At 71.3% G+C, this 14,369-nt stretch carries 15 protein-coding genes; 6 read left to right on the top strand and 9 right to left on the bottom strand.

Translation table 11 applies throughout. From position 1 onward, the window contains the following. Positions 1 to 107: 107 nt before the first annotated feature. Both GA0115234_RS35190 and GA0115234_RS35185 read right to left on the bottom strand, forming a co-directional pair. Positions 108 to 365, bottom strand: a complete 258-nt coding sequence (locus GA0115234_RS35190; protein WP_003953983.1) for a WhiB family transcriptional regulator — start codon at positions 363 to 365, stop codon at positions 108 to 110. 319 nt (positions 366 to 684) lie between these two features. Further along, the gene (locus GA0115234_RS35185; RefSeq protein ID WP_093549845.1) at positions 685 to 1,653 is read right to left on the bottom strand and encodes a diacylglycerol/lipid kinase family protein; all 969 of its coding nucleotides are present in this window, start codon (positions 1,651 to 1,653) and stop codon (positions 685 to 687) included. Between the two features lie 241 nt (positions 1,654 to 1,894). Here GA0115234_RS35185 and GA0115234_RS35180 point away from each other — a divergent pair, with 241 nt between their 5' ends. Next, complete coding sequence (locus GA0115234_RS35180; protein WP_093549844.1) at positions 1,895 to 2,272, top strand: hypothetical protein; 378 nt, start codon at positions 1,895 to 1,897, stop codon at positions 2,270 to 2,272. Between the two features lie 90 nt (positions 2,273 to 2,362). Here GA0115234_RS35180 and GA0115234_RS35175 read toward each other — a convergent pair whose 3' ends face one another. From GA0115234_RS35175 to GA0115234_RS35165, 3 genes are all read right to left on the bottom strand, one after another. Beyond that, positions 2,363 to 3,289: an RNA polymerase sigma factor SigF gene (locus tag GA0115234_RS35175; protein ID WP_093549842.1), complete on the bottom strand. Its 927-nt coding sequence runs from the start codon at positions 3,287 to 3,289 to the stop codon at positions 2,363 to 2,365. A gap of 23 nt (positions 3,290 to 3,312) precedes the next feature. Continuing rightward, positions 3,313 to 3,726 carry an anti-sigma regulatory factor gene (locus GA0115234_RS35170; RefSeq protein WP_072483809.1) on the bottom strand — a complete coding sequence of 138 codons (414 nt, stop codon included), beginning with the start codon at positions 3,724 to 3,726 and terminating at the stop codon, positions 3,313 to 3,315. 229 nt (positions 3,727 to 3,955) lie between these two features. Then, entirely contained in the window at positions 3,956 to 4,216 is a 261-nt protein-coding gene (locus GA0115234_RS35165; RefSeq protein WP_093549840.1) for a UBP-type zinc finger domain-containing protein, read from the bottom strand. Between the two features lie 35 nt (positions 4,217 to 4,251). Here GA0115234_RS35165 and GA0115234_RS35160 point away from each other — a divergent pair, with 35 nt between their 5' ends. Continuing rightward, positions 4,252 to 5,856, top strand: coding sequence for a Na+/H+ antiporter (locus GA0115234_RS35160; protein WP_093549838.1), 1,605 nt, complete (start codon positions 4,252 to 4,254; stop codon positions 5,854 to 5,856). On the opposite strand, the gene GA0115234_RS35155 is transcribed toward GA0115234_RS35160, so the two are convergent. From GA0115234_RS35155 to GA0115234_RS35145, 3 genes are all read right to left on the bottom strand, one after another. Beyond that, on the bottom strand, positions 5,829 to 6,746 hold the full coding sequence (locus tag GA0115234_RS35155; RefSeq protein ID WP_093549836.1) for a 1-aminocyclopropane-1-carboxylate deaminase/D-cysteine desulfhydrase: 918 nt from the start codon (positions 6,744 to 6,746) through the stop codon (positions 5,829 to 5,831). The two genes, GA0115234_RS35160 and GA0115234_RS35155, sit on opposite strands and share 28 nt — an antisense overlap. A gap of 48 nt (positions 6,747 to 6,794) precedes the next feature. Then, positions 6,795 to 7,991, bottom strand: coding sequence for a globin domain-containing protein (locus GA0115234_RS35150; protein WP_093549834.1), 1,197 nt, complete (start codon positions 7,989 to 7,991; stop codon positions 6,795 to 6,797). Positions 7,992 to 8,112: 121 nt separating this feature from the next. Beyond that, positions 8,113 to 8,562 carry an RrF2 family transcriptional regulator gene (locus GA0115234_RS35145; RefSeq protein ID WP_093549832.1) on the bottom strand — a complete coding sequence of 150 codons (450 nt, stop codon included), beginning with the start codon at positions 8,560 to 8,562 and terminating at the stop codon, positions 8,113 to 8,115. 199 nt (positions 8,563 to 8,761) lie between these two features. Here GA0115234_RS35145 and GA0115234_RS35140 point away from each other — a divergent pair, with 199 nt between their 5' ends. From GA0115234_RS35140 to GA0115234_RS35130, 3 genes are all read left to right on the top strand, one after another. After that, positions 8,762 to 10,168 carry a family 2B encapsulin nanocompartment shell protein gene (locus GA0115234_RS35140; RefSeq protein WP_093549830.1) on the top strand — a complete coding sequence of 469 codons (1,407 nt, stop codon included), beginning with the start codon at positions 8,762 to 8,764 and terminating at the stop codon, positions 10,166 to 10,168. A 160-nt stretch (positions 10,169 to 10,328) separates the two neighbouring features. Further along, positions 10,329 to 11,390, top strand: a complete 1,062-nt coding sequence (locus GA0115234_RS35135; RefSeq protein WP_256088899.1) for a family 2 encapsulin nanocompartment cargo protein polyprenyl transferase — start codon at positions 10,329 to 10,331, stop codon at positions 11,388 to 11,390. Positions 11,391 to 11,580: 190 nt separating this feature from the next. Then, on the top strand, positions 11,581 to 12,255 hold the full coding sequence (locus tag GA0115234_RS35130; protein WP_093549826.1) for a DUF6304 family protein: 675 nt from the start codon (positions 11,581 to 11,583) through the stop codon (positions 12,253 to 12,255). Between the two features lie 15 nt (positions 12,256 to 12,270). On the opposite strand, the gene GA0115234_RS35125 is transcribed toward GA0115234_RS35130, so the two are convergent. Further along, on the bottom strand, positions 12,271 to 12,972 hold the full coding sequence (locus GA0115234_RS35125) for a FadR/GntR family transcriptional regulator (RefSeq protein ID WP_093549824.1): 702 nt from the start codon (positions 12,970 to 12,972) through the stop codon (positions 12,271 to 12,273). Between the two features lie 196 nt (positions 12,973 to 13,168). Between GA0115234_RS35125 and GA0115234_RS35120 the strand changes: the two genes are divergently transcribed. Then, the gene (locus GA0115234_RS35120; protein ID WP_161275722.1) at positions 13,169 to 14,344 is read left to right on the top strand and encodes an MFS transporter; all 1,176 of its coding nucleotides are present in this window, start codon (positions 13,169 to 13,171) and stop codon (positions 14,342 to 14,344) included. The last annotated feature ends 25 nt before the right edge of the window (positions 14,345 to 14,369 follow it).

Below are 14,369 nucleotides of genomic sequence, written 5' to 3'. Positions count from 1 at the left end.
TGTTCATGCATGCGCTTCGGGGGTACTGCGCGCTGCGACTCGGGGGGCGGGGTTGTGCGTACGCTCTGTACGCGCCGCCTGGCTGAGGCTCGTAGCGGTGGCGTCGGTCAGGCGCTGGCGTTACGCGCCCGGTTGCGAGCGGCACGGCGCTTCATCGCGCGGCGCTCGTCCTCGCTGAGGCCACCCCAGACACCCGAGTCCTGGCCGGACTCGAGCGCCCACTGCAGGCACTGCTCCATGACGGGGCAGCGACGGCAGACGGCCTTGGCTTCCTCGATCTGCAGCAGCGCAGGACCGGTGTTGCCGATGGGGAAGAACAGCTCGGGGTCTTCCTCACGACAAACGGCGTTGTGACGCCAGTCCATGGCTGCTACCTCTCCTTGGTATTACATACTGTTGCTTGTGAATGTGAACGCTTTCACGAATCCCCCCGCAGGTGACGGGCCGACGCCCAGATGAACTGGTTGTGGTCCTGTGCAGTGAGGAGGGGTTCTGGCTCTCAGTGGAGGCTGGTGTTGCGGGCCGTCCCGATCGCCATGTAGAGATTCGCAAACCTCAGCGGCGGATACAACCCCTTCTGGAAACTTTTTTTTGATTCCTCGGTGTCGACTAGGTCACAGCCGTACTTCTATGGGGTGGAGCCCAGCCCAAACGTTCGAGTTAAAGGACTTTGGTCCCTTCCACTCACACAATCACACGCAGTGCACGGCGTACGCCTGTGAACGTCACACTTGTACGCACTCCCAGGTGGTCTCCGTCCATCTGGAAAGGGAGTGGCACCTTTGAATGCAAGGTGAAGTCCGTGAGGTCATGAAGTGAAACCGCGTGCTTTCCCGAGGGGCCCTTCTCCGGGCTCGAAGTGAGCAGCTGGGTGCCGTACCGGGCGACCGCCGGAGTGGAGAGCCGCTTCAGTCCGAGCACATCCAGACCGGTGTCGAACGTGGCCTTCGGGGATGCGTACAGCGGGCGATTGCCCAGGTAGGACCAGGGCGCGGTATTCGAGATTATGGACAGCGCCAGGTCGGTGACCGGTTCCTGCCCGGGGGTCTCCAGGGTCATCACGCCCTGTCTGCGGTGCGGCTCGTCGAGGAATTGCCGGACCACCTGGCGTACGTACAGCGCATGGGTCGAGCGCTTGCCGCGTTCGCGTTGCTGTTCGACCCGGCCGACCACGCCCGCGTCGAATCCGAGCCCGGCGCAGAAAGTGAACCAGCGTTCCGGAACCGATTCGTCCTCGGTGCCCGGGGTGCCGGCCGCCAGTCCGAGGCCGACCGTGCGTTCGGTCCGGTTGGCGAGCGCGTCCAGGATCGCGCCGGTCGCCTCCACCGCGTCGTTGGGCAGGCCCAGGGCGCGCGCGAACACATTGGTGGAGCCACCGGGGACCACCGCGAGGCAGGGCAGGCGGTCCAGATCGGGGCCGTTGTGGAGGAGGCCGTTGACGACCTCGTTGACCGTGCCGTCGCCGCCGAGGGCGACCACCAGGTCGATGTCGTCGGAGTCCGCGGCCCGCCGCCCCAGGTCCCGGGCGTGGCCCCGGTACTCCGTGGTGACGGCCTCCAGCTTCATCTCGCTGGCCAGCGCGTGGATGAGCACATCACGCGTCCGCGCACTGGTGGTGGTAGCAGCTGGATTGACCACGAGGAGTGCGCGCATGACCGCCAGACTACCTACCGCACGGTATCGCCCTGAAGTCCTGCCCCATGACCTTCACGCTCGGTGACGGTCCAGGTGCGGCCGGGCGGGCGGGTTGCTCCGTTCCCGTGCCGATTCCGACCCCGGCTTCGCTTTCGCGCCGCCGGGATGCCAACCTGCAAGGGTGAGTACTCAGCAGAACACGCCCTCCTCGTCGCCCTCGCCGAGGCTCGAACCGGCGAAGCCGAGCAGGATCACTCTCGTGGCCGGACTCACCGCCCTGGAAGGGGCGGCGCTCGCCATCGGCGGGATCTACATGCTGGTCATGGGTCTGCTCGGACGCCCCGAGAGCCCGCAGCAGGCGGAGACGGGCGGTCTGACGCTGATCGCGCTCGCCCTGATCCCGCTGCTGGCCGCCCGCGGTCTGCTGCGGCGGCGCAGCTGGAGCCGCGGTCCCGCGCTCATCACCCAGCTCATCGCGCTCCCGGTGGCCTGGACGCTGCTGAGGTCGCACGGCGTGCTGATCCCGGCCGGGATCGTGCTCGCCGCGGTGACCCTGACGGCGTTGTACCAGCTGGTCAGGCCGACGACGATCGAGGCACTCGGCATCCGCCGGCCCGGCACCACACCGGAGAGCTGAACCGCCGCCCGGTCTCCGGGGCGGACGGAACGCGCGGCCCTGGGCCGCCCCGGGCGCGGGAGGACCGCGTCCGGGGCGGCACCGGCCGCGCTACTCCTCGACGAGCAGCCGCTCGCGCAGCTGTGCCAGCGTGCGGGCCAGCAGCCGCGAGACGTGCATCTGCGAGATGCCTACCTCCTGCGCGATCTGCGACTGGGTCATGTTGCCGAAGAAGCGCAGCAGCAGAATCCGCTTCTCGCGCGGCGGCAGGTCCTCCAGCAGCGGCTTGAGCGACTCCCGGTACTCGACACCCTCCAACGCCTCGTCCTCGGAACCCAGCGTGTCCGCGACGGCGGGGGACTCGTCGTCCGTGTCCGGCACGTCCAGCGAGAGCGTGCTGTAGGCATTGGCCGATTCCAGGCCCTCCAGGACCTCTTCCTCGGAGATGCCCAGCCGCTCCGCCAGCTCGTGGACCGTCGGCGAGCGGCCGTGCTGCTGGGAGAGCTCGGCGGTGGCTGTTGTCAGCGAGAGCCGCAGCTCCTGGAGCCGCCGCGGCACCCGGACCGCCCAGCCCTTGTCACGGAAGTGGCGCTTGATCTCGCCCACGACCGTCGGGGTCGCGTATGTGGAGAACTCGACGCCGCGGTCCGGGTCGAACCGGTCCACCGATTTGATCAGGCCGATCGTGGCGACCTGGGTCAGGTCGTCCAGCGGCTCGCCGCGGTTGCGGAAGCGGCGGGCCAGATGCTCCACGAGGGGCAGATGCATCCGTACCAGCCGATTGCGCAGCTCGGCCTTCTCGGGCGACCCGTCGGGAAGGCCGCGCAGTTCGATGAAGAGTGCCCGCGCCCCGCTGCGGTCGTGTGGATCGTGGTGCCCGTGCTCGCTCATCTGGCCTGCCCGCTCCGCCTGCGACTGCTCCACCGCGACCGTACGGCCCACCGGCCCGTCCGCCCCGTCCACCGGATGGGGCAGGGCCTGCTGTTCCGGGATGCCTGCTGCGCGCACCACCCCTGGTCGCATCGTTTCGTCCCGCACAGGACCGACCCCGTTCCCGTTGCTCACGCCGGCCCGGGTCCCGCGCCGCGCTGTTTGTAGAGGCTGATGCTGACCGTCCGGTCGTCGGCCACCGAGGAGTCGACCTTCCCGGCCAGCGCGGAGAGCACCGTCCAGGCGAAGGTGTCGCGCTCCGGCGCCCGTCCGTCCGTCGTGGGGGCGGCCACCGTGACTTCGAGAGAATCCTCGACGAGCCGGAAGACGCAGCTGAGGACGGAACCCGGCACGGCCTGCTGAAGCAGGATCGCGCAGGCCTCGTCGACCGCGATGCGAAGATCCTCGATCTCGTCGAGAGTGAAGTCCAAACGCGCTGCGAGACCGGCCGTGGCCGTCCGCAGCACCGACAGGTAGGCACCCGCAGCGGGCAGCCGGACCTCTACGAAGTCCTGATTCCCGGGCTCGCCTGCGATCTGGGACACCCTCACCTCCAAGGTGGCACAAACTCTTTCGAGGATCCGGGAAGGGTGCCCCGGAGCCATGTGGTACGTCTTCGGTCTGGTCCGCGACGCTATCGCGACCCATGATGCCGTGTCGCCAGAGCCCCAGCCCATGGCTGTCACTCATGGTAAACCCATGAGTACGCACAGTGGCTAGGGGTCTGCGTCGGTCAATTACGAACAACCGGTGCCGGTTTGACGTACCCAGGCGTCAGACGATCGAACCGTCCTCGAAGCACCAGCGCCAGCTCTCGCCGGGCTCGAAGCTCCGCATCACCGGGTGGCCGGTCTCCTCGAAGTGTGCCGTGGCGTGCCGGAGGGGCGACGAGTCGCAGCAGCCGACATGGCCGCAGACCAGACAGAGCCGCAGTTGTACGGGGTGGGTGCCCGCCGCGAGGCAGCCCGGACAGGTCACGCTGAGCGGGGCCGGTTCGGGGCGCGGCAGTGCGGACACGTGAGGGCAGTCACTCATGATTGTCAGGTTACGACGGATGCGAGGACCGTGGAATGGACGTATTGCCGCTGGTGGGGCTGGTCGCGGCCAGTGCGGCGGTCGCGGGGGCGGCCCGCCGCACTCCGGTGCCCGCCCCGCTGCTGCTCGTCGCCGCGGGCCTGATCGCCTCCTATCTGCCCGGGGTGCCCACCTACACCCTGGACGCGCACGTCGTGCTGCCGCTGCTGCTGCCGCCCCTGCTCTACACGGCGGCCGTCGACAGCTCGTACCTCGATCTGCGGGCCAATGTCCGGCCGGTCGCGCTGCTCTCGGTCGGTTACGTGCTGTTCGCGACCGTCGCGGTGGGCTGGCTGGCGTACCGCCTGGTGCCCGACCTGCCGCTCACCGCCGCGCTGGTGCTCGGCGCGGTGGTCGCGCCGCCGGACGCGGTCACGGCCGCCGCGATCGCGCGCCGGGTCGGGCTGCCCGGCCGGGTCACGACGGTCCTGCAGGGCGAGTCCCTGGTCAACGACGCCACCGCGATCACCGCCTACAAGGTGGCGCTCGCCGCCGCCGTGGGCGAGGGCATGAGCTGGGGCGCGGGGATCGGTGAGTTCTTCCTCGCGGCGGTCGGCGGTGTCGTGGTCGGCCTGGTGCTGATGGTGCCGCTGCACTGGCTCCGCACCCACCTCAAGGAAGCGCTGCTGCAGAACACGCTGTCGCTGCTGATCCCCTTCGTGGCGTACGCGGCGGCCGAACGCGTGCACGCCTCCGGGGTGCTCGCCGTGGTCGTCGTCGCGCTCTATCTGGGCCACCGGTCCTGGCAGGTCGACTTCGCGACCCGGCTCCAGGAGGAGGCCGTCCGGAAGATGGTCGCGTTCGTCCTGGAGTCCGCGGTCTTCGCGCTGATCGGGCTCCAGCTGCCCTTCGTACTGAAGGGGCTCGGCACCTACGCCGTGGGCGACGCCGTGTGGTACGCGGTGCTCGTCTTCCTCGCCGTCGTCGTGGTCCGCTTCCTCTGGGTCTTCCCGGCGACGTATCTGCCCCGGTGGCTGTCGAGACGGATCAGGGCACGCGAGCCCGACACGGACTGGACGGCGCCGCTGATCGTCGGCTGGGCCGGGATGCGCGGGGTCGTCTCGCTCGCCATCGCCTTCTCCATCCCGTTCACCGTGTCCGACGGAAGCCCCTTTCCGGCCCGCAACCTGGTGCTGTTCCTGACCTTCACCACGGTCATCGGCACCCTGGTGATCCAGGGGCTCAGCCTGCCGCTGCTGGTACGGGTCCTGAGGCTCCCGGGGCGCGACGCGAAGACCGAGACGCTGGCCGAGGCGCAGGCCCAGAGCGAGGCGTCCGCGGCCGCCGAGGCGCGGCTGGACGAGCTGCTCGCCGACGACCGCAACCAGCTGCCGGGCCCCCTCGCCGACCGGCTGCGCACCGTCCTGGAACGCCGCCGCAACGCCGTGTGGGAGCGGCTGGGCGCGGCCGATCCGGTGACCGGGGAGTCGGCGGACGACACCTACCGGCGCCTGGCCAGGGAGATGATCGACGCCGAGCGCGCGGTCTTCGTGACGCTGCGGGACGAGCGGCGGATCGACGACGAGATGCTGCGGACGCTGCTGCGACGGCTCGACCTGGAGGAAGCGGCGGCCTACCGGGAGGAGCCGGACTCCCGCTGAGGTCCGGCGGTGACGACCGCCGCGACCGTGGTTCCCGGCGGGAACGCCCCCTCCCCGGCCAGCTCGGTGAGCGCGTACAGCAGCTTGGCGACGTAGATCCGCTCGACGGGCAGGCCGTGCCGCTGCTCGAAGTCGTCGGCGAAGGCGTGCAGGGGCGGGGGCGTCCGGGCGTAGCCGCCGAAGTGGAACCGTTCGTCCAGGGACCACGACCCGGCCGGGCCGCCGAACGTCTCGCGTTGCAGTTCCCGCACCGCGTCCCCGAGGAAGCCGCCGCGCAGCACCGGGACGCCGAGGGTGCGCTGCGGGGGCGCGAGACCGGCGGCGAGACCGGCGAGGGTGCCCCCGGTGCCGCAGGCCACCGCGACCACGTCGGCCCGGTCGCGCAGCTCGCGCCCCAGCTCTGTACAGCCCTGTACGGCCAGGGCGTTGCTGCCGCCCTCCGGGATGACAGAGCACTCCCCGAAGGCGCTCAGCAGCCCCGCCAGGACCTCTGGATCACCCTTCGCGCGGTAGGTCGCGCGGTCCATGAAGTGCAGGGTCATCCCGTCGGCGGCGCACCGGGCGAGCGAGGGGTTCAGCGGGCGGCCGGCCAGCTCGTCACCCCGTACGACCCCGACGGTGGGGAAGCCGAGCAGCCGGCCGGCCGCGGCGGTGGCCCGCAGATGGTTGGAGTACGCGCCGCCGAAGGTCAGCACGGTGCGCCCGGCGGCCTCCCGCAGGTTCAGGGAGAGCTTGCGCCACTTGTTGCCCGGCAGATCGGGGTGGATCAGATCGTCGCGCTTGAGCAGCAGCCGTACGCCGTGGCGCGCGAAGCGCTCGTCCTCGACCGGCTCCAGGGGCGAGGGCAGCACCGGCCGCAGCCGGTCGAGGTCGGGTGCTTCGGAGTGCATGGCGCCATTGTCGCCGGGCCGGTCGATTCCCTGGGCGGTGGGCCGGATTCAGTCCTGTGCCAGCCACATGTCGGGGCCGAACACCTCGTAGTGGATGTCGGCCGCCGGAACGCCCTTGGCCAGCAACTGGGTGCGTACCGCGCGCATGAAGGGCAGGGGGCCGCAGAGATAGGCGTGGGTGCCGGGGGCGACGGCGAGACCGCTCAGGTCGACCCGGCCGGTGCGGTCGACGGGGTGGCCGGGCTCGGGGTCCTCGTACCAGAAGTGGGCGGTGGCGTCGGGGAGTTTGCCGGTGAGCAGGGCGTGGTCGGCGCGCATCGCGTGGGTGGCGGGGGAGCGGTCGCCGTGCACGACGGTGACCGGGGCGCGGTGGCCGCTCGCCGCGAGGTGCTCCAGCATCGAGAGCATCGGGGTGCAGCCGATGCCCGCGGAGGCGAGCAGGACCGGGGCGTCCGCGGAGTCGAGCACGAGATCGCCGTACGGGGCGGAGACGCGCAGCAGGTCACCCGCTCGCACCCCGGTGTGCAGATGGCGGGAGACCTCGCCGTCGGGCGAGCCGCCGCCGTGCACCCGCTTGACGGTGATCGAGCGGAGCCGCGAGCCGGGCGCGCCGGAGAGGCTGTACTGGCGTATCTGGCATGCCCCGTCGGGGAGTTCCACCTGGACGGAGACGTACTGGCCGGGCCGGAAGGCGGGCGCGGGGGCGCCGTCGGCCGGGCGCAGCTGGAAGGTGGCGACATCGGCGGTCTCCTCGATCCGGGCGGCCACCTCCCACGCGCGCCACACATCACCGGCGACGACGCCCTGTTGCGCGTACAGCCGCTCCTCGATCGAGATCAGGGCGCCGGCCATCAGCCAGTAGACCTCGTCCCAGGCGGCGGCGACCTCCGGGGTGACCGCGTCGCCGAGCACCTCGGCGATGGCGGCGAACAGATGGGTGTGCACGATGTCGTACTGGGCCGCGGTGACGCCGAGGGAGGCGTGTTTGTGGGCGATCCGGCCGAGCATCACGTCGGGGCGGGTGTCCGGGTGCTCGATCAGCTGGGTCGCGAAGGCGGCTATGGAGCCCGCGAGGGCCTGCCGCTGGGCGCCGGACGCCTGGTTGCCGCGGTTGAAGAGGTCGCGCAGCAGCTCGGGGTGGGCGTCGAAGAGCTTGCGGTAGAAGAGATCGGCGACGTCTCCGACGGCCGCGCCCACGGCGGGGAGGGTGGCACGGACGGTGGCGGTCGACGTCTCGGAGAGCATCGGGACTCCTCGCATGTTAATTGGTATGTGAGATTCGTATTTTCGGGCGTCATGGAACCGGGCGGCGCGAAGCCGGGTGGGGCGAGTCGGGGCGTGGGTTCCGGGAGTGGGGTGCGGCGGCTCAGCCGGTGTCCGGGCGGCCACTGCTGATGCCGATCAGCAGCGGTCCGGTGGGGGAGGCGACGAGGTCGGTGACGGTGAGCGGGTCGAGCGAGGTGTAGAAGGCCTCCTCCGCGCGGCGCAGGGCGCCGCGCAGCCGGCAGGCCGAGCGCAGGGGGCACGGGGTGGCGCCCTCGCACTCGACGACGTCGCCGGGCCCCTCCAGCTCCCGGACGAGTTCGCCGATCGAGGCGGAGCGGCCTGTTCCGGTCAGGCTGAGCCCGCCGCCCCTGCCCCGCCGGGCCTCGATGAGGCCGAGGTGCTGGAGCCTGGCGACGACCTTCGCGGTGTGGGTGTACGGCACCTGCATGGTGGCCGCCACCTCCCGGGTGGTCGGCGGATCCTCGTTCTCCGCGACGGCGAGGCGCATCAGTACGCGCAGCGCCACGTCGGTGAATCTCGTCAGCCGCATGGCGGTCAGCGTAGATAAGTTGCATCTGTGATGCAACTTAAGGGTGTGACCCGGAGTGATCGGTGGACATTGCGGACATTGCTCTGCGTCATGCCCAGCTCCGGGCCGATTAATCACACTCTTTTGTGTAATGGTGCGGGCGCTCTCCGTGCTGAAAGGCTTCTTCACGCAGTCAGCCGAAGAATCGAGAGGACGTCAGATGTCCGTTGGTGAAGAGGTTCAGAACGCGTCGGTGCCGCCGCAGCAGAGTCTGGGGACGGCAGCGGCGCGGAACCTCGCGACGACCACCAAGTCCGCCCCGCAGATGCAGGAGATCACCTCGCGGTGGCTGCTGAAGATGATGCCGTGGGTGCAGGTGCAAGGTGGTGCCTACCGGGTGAACCGCAGGCTCAGCTACTCGGTCGGGGACGGCAGGGTGACCTTCGTGCAGACGGGGGACCGGGTCGCGGTCATCCCCGCCGAGCTCGGCGAGCTGCCCGCCCTGAGGGACTTCGGCGACGAGGAAGTGCTGGGCGAGCTCGCCCGGCGGTGCGAACAGCGTGAGATCGCCGCGGGACAGGTGCTGGCCGCGTCGGGGGACGCGGCGGACAGCGTCTATCTGCTGGCGCACGGCAAGGTGGAGAAGATCGGCACCGGCCCGTACGGTGACGAGACGGTGCTCGGGGTCCACGCCGACGGGGCCTATTTCGGGGACCAGTCCCTCGTCGACGGCGACGCCGTCTGGGAGTACACGGCCCGTGCCGTCACCGCCTGCACGGTGCTGACGCTGAGCCGGGCGGACGTGCTCAACCTCGCCGAGCGCGCGGACTCGCTCCGTCACCATCTCGCCGGACTGCTCAGCGTCCCGGAGCAGCGCACCAACAAGTACGGCGAGGCCGCGATCGACCTCTCCGCCGGCCATGTCGGCGAAGCCGTCGTCCCGCACACGTACGTCGACTACGACGCGGCGCCCCGCGAGTACGAACTGAGCGTCGCCCAGACCGTGCTGAAGGTCCACACCCGGGTCGCCGACCTCTACAACCAGCCGATGAACCAGACCGAGCAGCAGTTGAGGCTGACGGTCGAGGCGCTCCGCGAGCGCCAGGAGCACGAGCTGATCAACAACCGCGAGTTCGGGCTGCTCAACAACTGCGACTACGGGCAGCGCCTCCAGCCGCACGACGGTGCGCCCAGCCCCGACGACATGGACGAGCTGCTCTCGCGCCGCCGCGGCTCCAAGCTCTTCCTCGCCCACCCGAAGGCCATCGCCGCCTTCGGCCGCGAGTGCAACAAGCGCGGTCTGGTACCCGAGTCGGTCGACATCGGCGGACACCATGTGCCGGCCTGGCGGGGGGTGCCGATCTTCCCGTCCAACAAGATCCCGGTCACCGACGCCCGGACCACGTCGATCATCTGCATGAGGACGGGCGAGGACGAGCAGGGCGTCATCGGGCTCCACCAGACCGGCATCCCCGACGAGATCGAGCCCAGCCTCTCGGTCCGCTTCATGGGGATCGACGAGCAGGCGATCATCTCCTACCTGGTGACGGCCTACTACTCCGCGGCCATCCTCGTGCCGGACGCCCTGGGCGTCCTGGAAAACGTCGAGGTCAGCCGCTGGCGGTAGCCCCTCGGGGGCCCGGACGGAGAGGTCCGGGCCCCTGTCAACCTCCGCCACCGGGCAGCCGTGCCCGGGGCGGCCTCGGGAGGACGCCCCAGTGAAGACCCACCACGTACCCCAACCACCGACACTCCGGGCCCCGGGCGACGACACCCCGCCCGCCCCGGTGACGCGGGTCGCCGTCGGCGACCCGGTCGCCCCTCTGTCCCAGGGCCAGGAGGCCGAGATCCTCCTGGAGCGGACCCGGGCGCTCGTCGATCCCCGGCTGCGCGCCGCCGTCGAGTCCCTGCCCGGATCGATCCGCCGCGTCGCGATGTACCACTTCGGCTGGCAGGAGGCCGACGGCAGCCCGTACTCGGGGCCGGCGGGCAAGGCGATCAGGCCCGCTCTGGTCCTCGCCGCGGCCCGCGCGCTGGGCGGCGACCCGGAGCGGGCGGTACGGGCCGCCGTCGCCGTGGAGCTGGCCCACAACTTCACTCTGCTGCACGACGACGTCATCGACGAGGACCGGACCCGTCGGCACCGGCCCACGGCCTGGGCGGTCTTCGGCATCCCCGACGCGGTCATCGCGGGCGACGCCATGCTCGCCCTGGCCCAGCGACTGCTCGCCGAGGACCCGGTCCCGGCCGGGGCCCGCGCCTCGGCCCGGCTCTCGACCTGCATCATCGAGCTGTGCGCGGGCCAGCAGGCCGACTGCGCCTTCGAGGACCGGGACCCCGACGAGGTCACGCTGGACGAGTGCCTGACCATGGCCACCGCCAAGACCGGCGCCCTGCTCGGCTGCGCCTGCGCGCTGGGTGCGCTGTACGCGGGCGCGGGGGAGCGGGCGGTCGGCGCGATGGACGGATTCGGCCGGGAGGCGGGCCTCGCCTTCCAGCTCATCGACGACCTGATCGGCATCTGGGGGGACCCGGCGCGGACCGGGAAGCCGGTCGGGGCGGATCTCGCCGCCCACAAGAAGTCCCTGCCCGTCGTCTCCGCCTTGACCTCCGGCACCCCGGCGGCGGCCGAACTGGCCGCGCTCTACCGGGGATCGATGAACACCCCCGGTGAGGTGAGCCGCGCCGCCGACGCCGTCGACCGGGCCGGCGGCCGGGACTGGGCGCAGATCTGCGCGGCGGACCGGATGGCCCGCGCGGTCCACCACCTGTCCCGGGCGGTTCCGGACCTCGCCCGCGCCGGCGAGCTCCTGACCCTGGCGGAGTTCGTCACCCGCCGGACGCACTGAGAGCGGAGGGCGGAACGCCGGGCGCGGAGAACCGGGAACGGCGAAGGGACCGACGAAGGGAATCACGAAGGGAATTGCGAAGGGGGGCGACGGCAGGAGAACGGAACGAGCTGCCGAGGTCACAGCCCCCGTGGCGGGAAACGGAGGGCGGCACGGCGACTGTCAGGGGCACGGGCTACAGTCCGTGCCCATGACAGATGAGTCATGGGCAGGGTGGTACCGGGACCGACAGGGTTCCGACGCCGTCGTCCTCACCACCGACGGACAGCAACTACGCCTCCGGACACGGGGCATCGACTTCGAGGGCGCGAGCTTCGACGGCCTCACCCCGGCCGTCGGCACGCCACCGGCCGACGACCGGTTCGTCCTGGTGGACGGTGCGCTGAGCGACTGCGTCCTGGAGTGGGACCTGCCGTTCCCGGTCAGCTGGGACGGAGCCGTCCATCAGGCCACGCTCAGCTGCCTGTTGTCGCTGCGCCGCCCCGATTCGCATCTCAGCCTGGAGCTGCAGTTCGGCGGCGCGGCCTACGCGTCCCACCGGGCCGAGAGCGACTTCGCCTCCGCGCTCGCCACCATCCAGCGCGCCCTGCCGCCCGGCGTACGGCTGCGGACCTGCATCGCCTGCGCCTTCTCGGACTACTTCCCGGCCCCGGCCACCGGGCGCGGACTCTCCGGCGGCCTCGCCTGCTTCCGGGGTGCCAAGGACGCCTACCGCGGAGCGGCCGGTGAGGGCGACGTCCTGGACCTGTGGGACCGGCGTACCGGATTCGTCCAGGAGATCTGGAGCTGCCGCGAGTACGAACCCCGCCCGGACGCCGGCGCGGGCACCGGACACCGTGGCGCGTTCCCGCTCGAACACGCCTGACCGCCCCCGCCCGGCTCAGCCCGGTCCGGGCCGGGAGGGTGACGAGGTGCCGTGCCAGTCGCCGGTGGCGTCGATGTTGGAAGTGGCGCTGCGCGCCGCGCGAACGGCGTCCCCGGCGCGCAGCGCGTCGAGGAGGTCCTCGTGCCCGCGGGGGTCCGCGCCGTCGAAGCCGTGATCGTCCCAGTGGGCCGTCATGGAGCGGCGCAGGGCCGGGCCGAGGGCGGCGTAGAGGTCGCTCAGCAGGCTGTTGCCCGCGCCGGTGGCGACAGCCTGGTGGAAGGCGTGATCGGCCAGGATCCACGCGTCCCGGTCGCGCTGCCGCCAGGCCGTGGCGCGCCGGGCCAGCAGTGCGTCGAGCCGGTCCAGCGCTTCGGGGGTGATACGGGCGGCGGCCAGGCCGGCGGCCTGGGCGTCCAGCCCCTGACGGACTTCGAGGACCTCGCCCAGCTCGCTGTCGAGGCGCTGGATGGCGCCGGACAGCTCACTGGTGGCACGCACATAGGTGCCGTCGCCCTGCCGTGCCTGCAACAGCCCCGCATGGATGAGGGCGCGGGTGGCCTCGCGGAGCGTCCCGCGTGCGATGCCGAGCTCTGCGATGAGTGCCGTCTCGGTCGGAATGCGGGCCCCCATCGGCCATCTTCCCGAGGTGATCTCGTCACGCAGTCGCTGGATGACGTCGTCGACCAGCACCGAACGGCGGACGGAGGGGAGAGCCACGGAGGGTCCTTCCTGGCCGGGAGAGCGGGTCCGGCCGGATGAGCGGGTACGGAGGCAATCGTACCTTTAAAGGTTGGACGTTAAAGGTCAGACGTTTTATGTTTCCATCATGCCACTCACGCGCCGCCCCCCGAAAATCACCCCGCGTCCGACCGCCCCACGTCCGACCGCCTCAGGTCCGACCTCCGCCCGGCCGATGTCCCGTACCGCCGCGGGCTGGCTGACCGCCGTCGGCATCGTCCTGATCGCCCTCAATCTGCGGCTGGGCATCAGCAGCGCGTCCGCGCTGCTGGAGCAGCTCCGGGCCCAGCTGGGGTTCGGGCCGTTCGTCGCGTCCCTGGTCCCGGCGCTTCCTACGCTGTGCTTCGCGGCGGTCGGTGCGACCAGCGCCATGCTGGCCCGGCGCGTGGGCACCGAGCGTGCCGTCCTGCTGGCGCTGGCGGCGCTGTCCGCGGGGCTCGCCGTGCGCGCGGTGCCGCGGACCGGGGCGCTGCTGGCCGGCACGCTGCTGGGTGCGGCGGGGCTGGCCCTGTGCAACGTCCTGCTGCCCGCGGTGGTCAAGGCGCACTTCCCCGCCCGTGTCGCGCTGCTGACCGGGGTCTACACCACCACGATGGCGCTCGGCTCGGCCGTCGCCGCGGCCGCGGCCGTACCCGTCGCCGACCTGGTGGGGAAGGCTTCGCCGGGGCTGGCGGTCTGGGCCGTGCCCGCCGTGCTCGCCCTGGTGGTGTGGGGGCTGCGGCCGGGGTCCTGGCGGGCCGGGGCATGGCGTGCGGACGGCGGTCAGGTCTCGGCCTGGAGCGCCGGGCGCACCCGCTTCGGACTGTTGGTGACCGCGTTCTTCGCTCTGCAGTCCCTCAACAGCTACGCGGTCATCGGCTGGCTGCCGACCGTCCTGTCCGACCACGGGATGAGTTCCGACCGGGCCGGGGTCATGCTGGGTCTGGCGCTGATCGTGGGGGTGCCCTCGACCTTCGTCCTGATGCCGCTCACCAGGACGCCGGCGCGGCTGCGGTGGGCGTTCGTCATGGTCGGCGCCGCGCTGATGGCCGGTTATCTCGGCCTGCTCTGCGCGCCCGTGGCCCTGCCCCTCCTCTGGGCCGTGCTGACCGGCTTCGGGCTGGGGGCGTTTCCGCTGGTCCTGGCCATCATCGGGGCGAGCGGCCGGAGCGCGCAGGAGACCGCCGCGCTGTCGACCTTCTCCCAGAGCACCGGCTATCTCCTCGCCTCGGTGGGCCCCTTCGGTGTGGGGCTGCTGCGCTCGGTCACCGGCGGCTGGGCGCTGCCCCTGGCCGTACTGCTCGCGCTCGCCGCACTCCAACTGCTCGTCGGACTGCGCCTGACCCTGACCCGTGCCGAGGTGAGCGCGTAGGCCGGACCGTACGGGGCCACCCCGT

The organism is Streptomyces sp. DvalAA-43, from assembly GCF_900091725.1.
Lineage (GTDB): Bacteria > Actinomycetota > Actinomycetes > Streptomycetales > Streptomycetaceae > Streptomyces > Streptomyces pulveraceus.
The sequence above is the reverse complement of the archived record's forward strand: the minus strand, read 5'-3'. Positions and strand labels throughout refer to the sequence as shown.